The sequence below is a fragment of the Acinetobacter sp. NigerLNRRAM0016 genome (assembly GCF_054112845.1).
This window is the reverse complement of record NZ_JBSYVT010000004.1, coordinates 184,982-191,161: the sequence shown is the minus strand read 5'-3', so window position 1 is coordinate 191,161 and position 6,180 is coordinate 184,982. Positions and strand designations below refer to the sequence as shown.

The window sequence follows — 6,180 nt, the reverse complement described above, 5'->3', positions numbered from 1 at the left end:
GTTGGAAAATTGAAGGCGACAAAATTGTCACAGGTGCAATGATGGGCACACAAATGGCTTGTGCTGAACCAGCAATGCAACAAGAGCATTTAGCCGCAGAATTACTGGGCGAGCGTGCCATTCAGTTCACATTGAATAGCGAAAATGTGGAAGCGCCAACTTTAACCCTAGTTTCTGCCAAAGGTGAAAAACACATTTTTGTGGGTAAAATGACACCTGAAACCAAGTACCAATCTCAGGGTGAAACCATTTTTCTAGAAATTTCACCTGAAACCAAAGCCTGCTCTGGCGTAGGTCCAATGACTTGCCTACAAGTCCGTGAAATCAAATACGATGACAAAGGTGTAAAAACCGCGGTGAATCAAGACTGGACCTTATTCTACGACCATATTGAAGGCTACACGCACAATCCGAAAACTCGTCAAATTGTTCGTGTAAAACGTTTTGAACGTCAAAACCCAGCTGCAGATCAATCGAAATATGCCTATGTCAAAGACATGGTGGTTGAGACTGAAACTGTCAAATAAAGTCCGTTCAATAAAAAAGCCGATGGATGTCCATCGGCTTTTTTATAACTTAGGCGGCTATGATTTAGAACACACCTTGAGACAACATCGCGTCTGCCACTTTCACGAAGCCCGCAATATTGGCACCATCCACATAATTGACGCTACCATCTGCTTTCGTACCGTATTTAACACAATTACGATGAATGTCTTTCATGATGGCATGCAAGCGCTCATCGACTTCTTCAAAACTCCAGCCTAAACGCAATGCATTTTGCGACATTTCAAGACCAGAAGTCGCCACACCACCTGCATTGGATGCTTTACCCGGTGCATACAAAATGTTGGCAGCCACGAATTTTTCTACTGCATCTAGGGTCGACGGCATATTTGCACCTTCAGCCACGCACAGTACGCCATTCGCCAAAAGCAGTTCCGCATCTTCACCAGTCAATTCATTCTGGGTGGCACACGGTAAAGCGATATCGCACGGAATGCCCCATGGACGTTTGCCTTCCAAATATTCAAAACCATGCTTAGATGCAAACTCAGAAATACGACCACGCGCCACATTTTTCAAATGCATGACTTCGCTCAGAAGTTCATCAGTAAAGCCGTCTTTGACATAAACTGTACCATTCGAGTCTGAAAGTGATACAACTTTTGCGCCTAGGAACATGGCTTTTTCGGCAGCAAATTGTGCAACATTACCCGAACCTGAAATGGTCACAGTTTTTCCTTGGAAACTGTCACCACGCGTTTTTAGCATTTCTTCAGCAAAGTATACTGTGCCATAACCCGTTGCTTCTGGACGTGCCAAAGACCCACCAAATGCCAAACCTTTTCCAGTAAATACACAAGAAGTATCATTACTGAGTTTTTTCATCATCCCAGCCATATAGCCGACTTCACGGCCTCCAACACCAATATCTCCAGCAGGAATATCTGTGTTAGAACCTAAGTGACGGTATAGCTCAATCATTAATGCTTGGCAGAAACGCATAATTTCGCCTTCTGACTTCCCTTTAGGGTCAAAGTCAGAACCGCCTTTTCCGCCACCCATAGGCAACGTTGTTAAGGCATTTTTAAAAGTCTGTTCAAAACCCAAGAATTTTAAAATGGATAAATTGACAGAGGGATGGAAACGCATCCCACCCTTAAATGGACCAATTGCTGAGTTGTATTGAACACGAAATGCTCGATTTACATGGGTGTTGCCTTGATCATCTACCCATGATACGCGGAACTGGATGGCACGTTCTGGTTCAATTAAACGCTCAAGTAATCCATGTGCCGCATATTTTGGGTTCTTTTCAATGAATGGCCACAGACTGGTCATCACCTCTTCTACCGCTTGTAGAAACTCGGGTTGGTGTGCATCACGTGTTTTTACGTAATCCAAAAAGTCGTTTAGGCTACTGTATTTCAACACTTCATCCTCAGCAATTTATGAATCAAAATAGGTCAAAATTAAATTAAGTGATAAATTTTGGCGCAAAACATTAAATACTTTTTATCCACCTTCCACAATATTTATTTAAAATAACTTGATATTTTCAATATATAACAAATAATTATTTTAACTATTAAATAAAGTTTGTCTTTCATATTTTTAAACCCTGACTTAACAATCCCACCTTTTTTTGCACCATATAAACACATTTAATGCATTAATTTGGAACACAAGATTAATCACCTAAATCATGCTAAAATTCAGAAAAATTTGACTCTATCTCTCTAATCCTGTTCTAAAAGCAGGCGTGGTTTTCGCATGATTTCGCAAATTGCTCTCATTCAACACATCGACGCGCTACTTCCCCAAACTCAATGTGGTTTATGTGGTCATCGCGATGGTTGCCTTCCCTACGCCAAAGCAATTGCTGAAGGAGAAGCTGCCAATAAATGCGTCCCAGGTGGACAGCCTGTGGCTGATGCTTTAGCTGAATTATTACAACGCCCATCTCTAAAAGCAGAGGAAAGCGTATGGCCTCTTCAATCGGATGGTCGTCCACAACGAATGAAAGCCATTATTCGAGAAGATGAATGTATTGGTTGTACCAAATGTATTAGTGCATGCCCCGTTGACGCGATTATCGGATCGGGGAAACTCATGCATAGTGTGTTGACTGATTTATGCACGGGCTGTGAACTTTGTATTCCACCCTGTCCAGTTGACTGTATTGATTTAGTCGAAGATTTAAATAGCTTACCGAATGAAATTGAACGCACAATAGAACAAAACGATTTACGCCAACGCTACTATGCCCATATTCAACGTGAAGAAACTCGTCGCTTGCAACGTAAGGGCCCTGTAGTACGTGCCGAAATTGATACAGCATTATTTGCTCAATTCTCCACTCAACTTGATTCAGTACCTGTAATTGAAGTTGCCGACAAAACACCTACTGTCACCCAACAAGATGCCAAATCAACCATTGAGCTGGCAAAATTACGAACACAAATTAAAAAGTTAGAGAAACAACTTAGCGTTCGTGAAGATGTAAACAAGCGTGCTCAATTGCTAACCTTGACCGAACAACTCAATGCTTGGCAAGGAGCTTAAACATGGTGACCAAAACCTCTACCGTTAAAAACATGACCAAGAAGCAAATTCAAACCTTCTTTGAACGTTTACGCGATCAGCGCCCCAACCCGACAACGGAGTTAAACTTTTCTACACCATTTGAGTTATTAGTTGCGGTAACCCTTTCAGCTCAGGCCACTGATGTCAGTGTCAATAAAGCCACAGATAAATTGTTTCCAATCGCTAATACACCTGAAACCATTTTGGGGTTAGGTGTTGAAGGGCTCAAGCAATACATCAGAACCATTGGTTTATATAATTCCAAAGCTGAAAATGTCATTAAAACCTGCCAAATTTTAATTGAACGACATAACAGTCAAGTGCCGAATAATCGTGCCGACTTAGAAGCCTTACCTGGCGTTGGACGTAAAACTGCAAATGTGGTGTTGAATACTGCATTCGGACATCCCACCATGGCGGTGGATACGCATATTTTTCGATTAGGCAATCGGACAGGTTTGGCAGTAGGAAAAAATGTCCTCGAAGTTGAGCACCGACTGGTCAAAGTTATTCCTAAAGAATTTATGGTCGATGCGCACCACTGGCTGATTCTACATGGTCGTTACTGCTGCATCGCACGTAAACCCAAATGTGCTGAATGCGTGGTGTCAGATGTGTGTAATTGGCCAGAGCGTTTTGAATTTGGGGCTACCCGCGCAATTCCTGTTAATAATATTTAAGGAGCACAGCGCATCTAGCACAAGATACGCTGTTATCCAAAAATCACGCTCTTATTTTTTAGGCTGTTTTTGTTTCAATTTCGGATGTAACTGATATTGGGGTTTTTCCGCAGTTTTACTTTCTTCTTTTTGCTTTTGTTGGGTTTCTTTTAACATTTTAAAGCTGATATATAACAAACCCAGTAACATGACCAAGCATGCCAACACTAAAATGAATAAACCAATTTTTAACAAAATCGTATCCTCAAAAATTTAGGACAAATAAAAAGAGCCCTAATATGACTTAGGACTCTTTTAAAGTCAAAAATTCAGGTTTGAATTATTTTGACTGATCTAAAATTGCGAACAAATCTTTTTGTACGTCTTCAATTGGGCGTAAACCATTTAATTTGTCATAAGTCGGAGCATTTTCACCAGAAGCAGCACGACCTTGGTAGAATCCAACCAACTGCTCAGTTTCTGTATGATATGAACCTAGACGCTTACGAATAGTTTCTTCTTGGTCGTCAGGACGTTGTACCAAGTCTTCACCTGTTTCGTCATCTTTGCCTTCAACTTTTGGTGGGTTGTAAACAACATGATAAACACGACCAGATGCAGGATGCTGGCGACGACCAGACAAACGCTGAACGATTTCTTCGTCAGGTACATCAATTTCGATCACGTGATCGATGTTGATCCCTTCTTTTTCCAAAGCTTCAGCTTGTGGAATTGTACGAGGGAAACCATCGAAAATGCAGCCGTTCACACAATCAGGTTGAGCAATACGTTCTTTCACAAGACCAATGATCAGTTCATCAGAAACCAGACCACCGCTTTCCATTACGCTTTTAGCTTTAAGACCTAATTCAGTACCTTCACGAATTGCAGCACGGAGCATATCACCGGTTGAAATTTGTGGGATATTGTAGCGCTTACAGATCAACTGAGCTTGTGTACCTTTACCTGCTCCAGGTGGTCCGAGTAAGATAATGCGCATAAAAAAACATCCTCATTTAAAACAATATGTATGATACTTCGAGCCAACAATTATGCAGATCTAAACAGTCAGCATGAGTATCTAATTATAAGAAAGCCACAAACAAATGTATTGTACCAGCTATAAATCCAGTGACCCCACCTAATACAATCAGAATCCATTCGTCTTCCTGAAATGCAGGACGTAACAGGTTCTGGAACTCTTTCGGCGTTAACTCTCGGATACGCTCTCTGAACATTTGAAAGATTTTCTGTGCACGGCTCGCATTGAACGCAGGGTCGCATACTGGCACCATCGTAATTTCAATTGAGCGATCAATCAAGTCCGTCTTGAGTTTTGCGTACTCTTTTGGCCCTAAAGAGAGCTGTAATGACGTGCGAACCAGTGGAGTTTCCATAATTTGGTTAATATGCCGTTTGACGATACGACGAGTTTTGTCCTTTTTACTGCCATACATCATTTCGGTCATGATAGATTTTAACGTAATCAAGTCTTCAGTAACGACACTGGCAAATACATCCGATACTTCTTCCTGACGCTTCATAAACGCGCCTTGGATATTATACGTTCCGATTCTCGGCCAGACAGGTTTCACCCAAGGAAACTTACGATCTTTAGTTAATTCAGTCAGTTGCAGATAACGTACATAATGTGGTTCTATCGGGTTAAAGACCATCCAAATTGCAATCCAGTTGGTTAAAAAGCCCCAAACTGATGCCCAAAATGGGACTGTCCAGTGCCATGGCACCACGAACCAGACAATCATCTGGAACACACCAAAGAACATCCCAATCAAGGCACTAATATGCCAAATAAAGTTAATTTCTTTCTGCCCAACTTTGAGGAACATGCGTACCATCAAACGGCGATCGCCTTCCATTTGGCTGACCACCATTTCACGCATGTCGACCAATGACTCAACGTTCACAGTTAATTCTGTTACCAGTTCTTTCAACACCCCTGGAAGTTGCTTGTGTGCTTGTGCATAGATACGTCGTTTAATCGAATAGGGTAAATTTTCCCAAAGCACTGCATTTCGGTCGACCATTACTTCATCAATCAGATGTTCCAGTTCAAATCCGACCTGCTCCCCAATAATACGTGCCATGTCTTCAGGGTCCATGGCATCGAGAAATTCACGTAAAGAACCCAATTTGGACAAGGTATTATCAGTAATGATGCCTGAAATACGTCCCGCCTTACGTGGCACAATCCCCTGCCAACCCACAGGTAAAGGACCTAAATGGAAGCCCCAGAAGTTAATTGGATAGAACACCATTTTGAGCGCCATCCAAACGTGCGCCCAAGTCACAAATGCAGTTACTGGAATAATGCTCAGCACAGCCCAAAAATCGGGACGATTCAAAAAGGTTTGCCACAACTGATTGATGTACTCAAGCATGCATAATTTTCCAAAATAATAACGAAATA

At 41.7% G+C, this 6,180-nt stretch carries 7 protein-coding genes; 3 read left to right on the top strand and 4 right to left on the bottom strand.

What is annotated here, in order from left to right:
• Positions 1–527, top strand: a 527-nt coding sequence (locus tag ACWQ4X_RS04955) for a DUF4377 domain-containing protein (RefSeq protein WP_457902910.1), incomplete at its 5' end; no start/stop codon positions are given.
• A 64-nt stretch (positions 528–591) separates the two neighbouring features.
• Here ACWQ4X_RS04955 and gdhA read toward each other — a convergent pair.
• Positions 592–1,935, bottom strand: coding sequence for an NADP-specific glutamate dehydrogenase (gene gdhA / locus ACWQ4X_RS04950; protein WP_457902909.1), 1,344 nt, complete (start codon positions 1,933–1,935; stop codon positions 592–594).
• A gap of 342 nt (positions 1,936–2,277) precedes the next feature.
• Between gdhA and ACWQ4X_RS04945 the strand changes: the two genes are divergently transcribed.
• Together ACWQ4X_RS04945 and nth are read left to right on the top strand one after the other, a co-directional pair.
• The gene (locus ACWQ4X_RS04945) at positions 2,278–3,069 is read left to right on the top strand and encodes an RnfABCDGE type electron transport complex subunit B (RefSeq protein WP_336929868.1); all 792 of its coding nucleotides are present in this window, start codon (positions 2,278–2,280) and stop codon (positions 3,067–3,069) included.
• Between the two features lie 2 nt (positions 3,070–3,071).
• Positions 3,072–3,770 carry an endonuclease III gene (nth, locus tag ACWQ4X_RS04940; protein ID WP_151504210.1) on the top strand — a complete coding sequence of 233 codons (699 nt, stop codon included), beginning with the start codon at positions 3,072–3,074 and terminating at the stop codon, positions 3,768–3,770.
• 51 nt (positions 3,771–3,821) lie between these two features.
• On the opposite strand, the gene ACWQ4X_RS04935 is transcribed toward nth, so the two are convergent.
• The 3 genes from ACWQ4X_RS04935 to ACWQ4X_RS04925 all read right to left on the bottom strand — a co-directional run bounded on the left by ACWQ4X_RS04935 (position 3,822) and on the right by ACWQ4X_RS04925 (position 6,151).
• Positions 3,822–4,004, bottom strand: a complete 183-nt coding sequence (locus ACWQ4X_RS04935; protein WP_151504211.1) for a hypothetical protein — start codon at positions 4,002–4,004, stop codon at positions 3,822–3,824.
• 85 nt (positions 4,005–4,089) lie between these two features.
• Complete coding sequence (gene adk / locus ACWQ4X_RS04930) at positions 4,090–4,749, bottom strand: adenylate kinase (RefSeq protein WP_457902908.1); 660 nt, start codon at positions 4,747–4,749, stop codon at positions 4,090–4,092.
• Between the two features lie 85 nt (positions 4,750–4,834).
• Positions 4,835–6,151: a hypothetical protein gene (locus tag ACWQ4X_RS04925; protein WP_457902907.1), complete on the bottom strand. Its 1,317-nt coding sequence runs from the start codon at positions 6,149–6,151 to the stop codon at positions 4,835–4,837.
• Positions 6,152–6,180 lie beyond the last annotated feature (29 nt).

What these genes read in the sequence shown, in the direction of transcription:
- ACWQ4X_RS04945 (WP_336929868.1), top strand. Translation starts at nt 2,278, where the DNA reads ATGATTTCGCAAATTGCTCTCATTCAACACATCGACGCGCTACTTCCC.
- nth (WP_151504210.1), top strand. Translation starts at nt 3,072, where the DNA reads ATGGTGACCAAAACCTCTACCGTTAAAAACATGACCAAGAAGCAAATT.
- adk (WP_457902908.1), bottom strand. Translation starts at nt 4,749, where the DNA reads ATGCGCATTATCTTACTCGGACCACCTGGAGCAGGTAAAGGTACACAA.
- ACWQ4X_RS04925 (WP_457902907.1), bottom strand. Translation starts at nt 6,151, where the DNA reads ATGCTTGAGTACATCAATCAGTTGTGGCAAACCTTTTTGAATCGTCCC.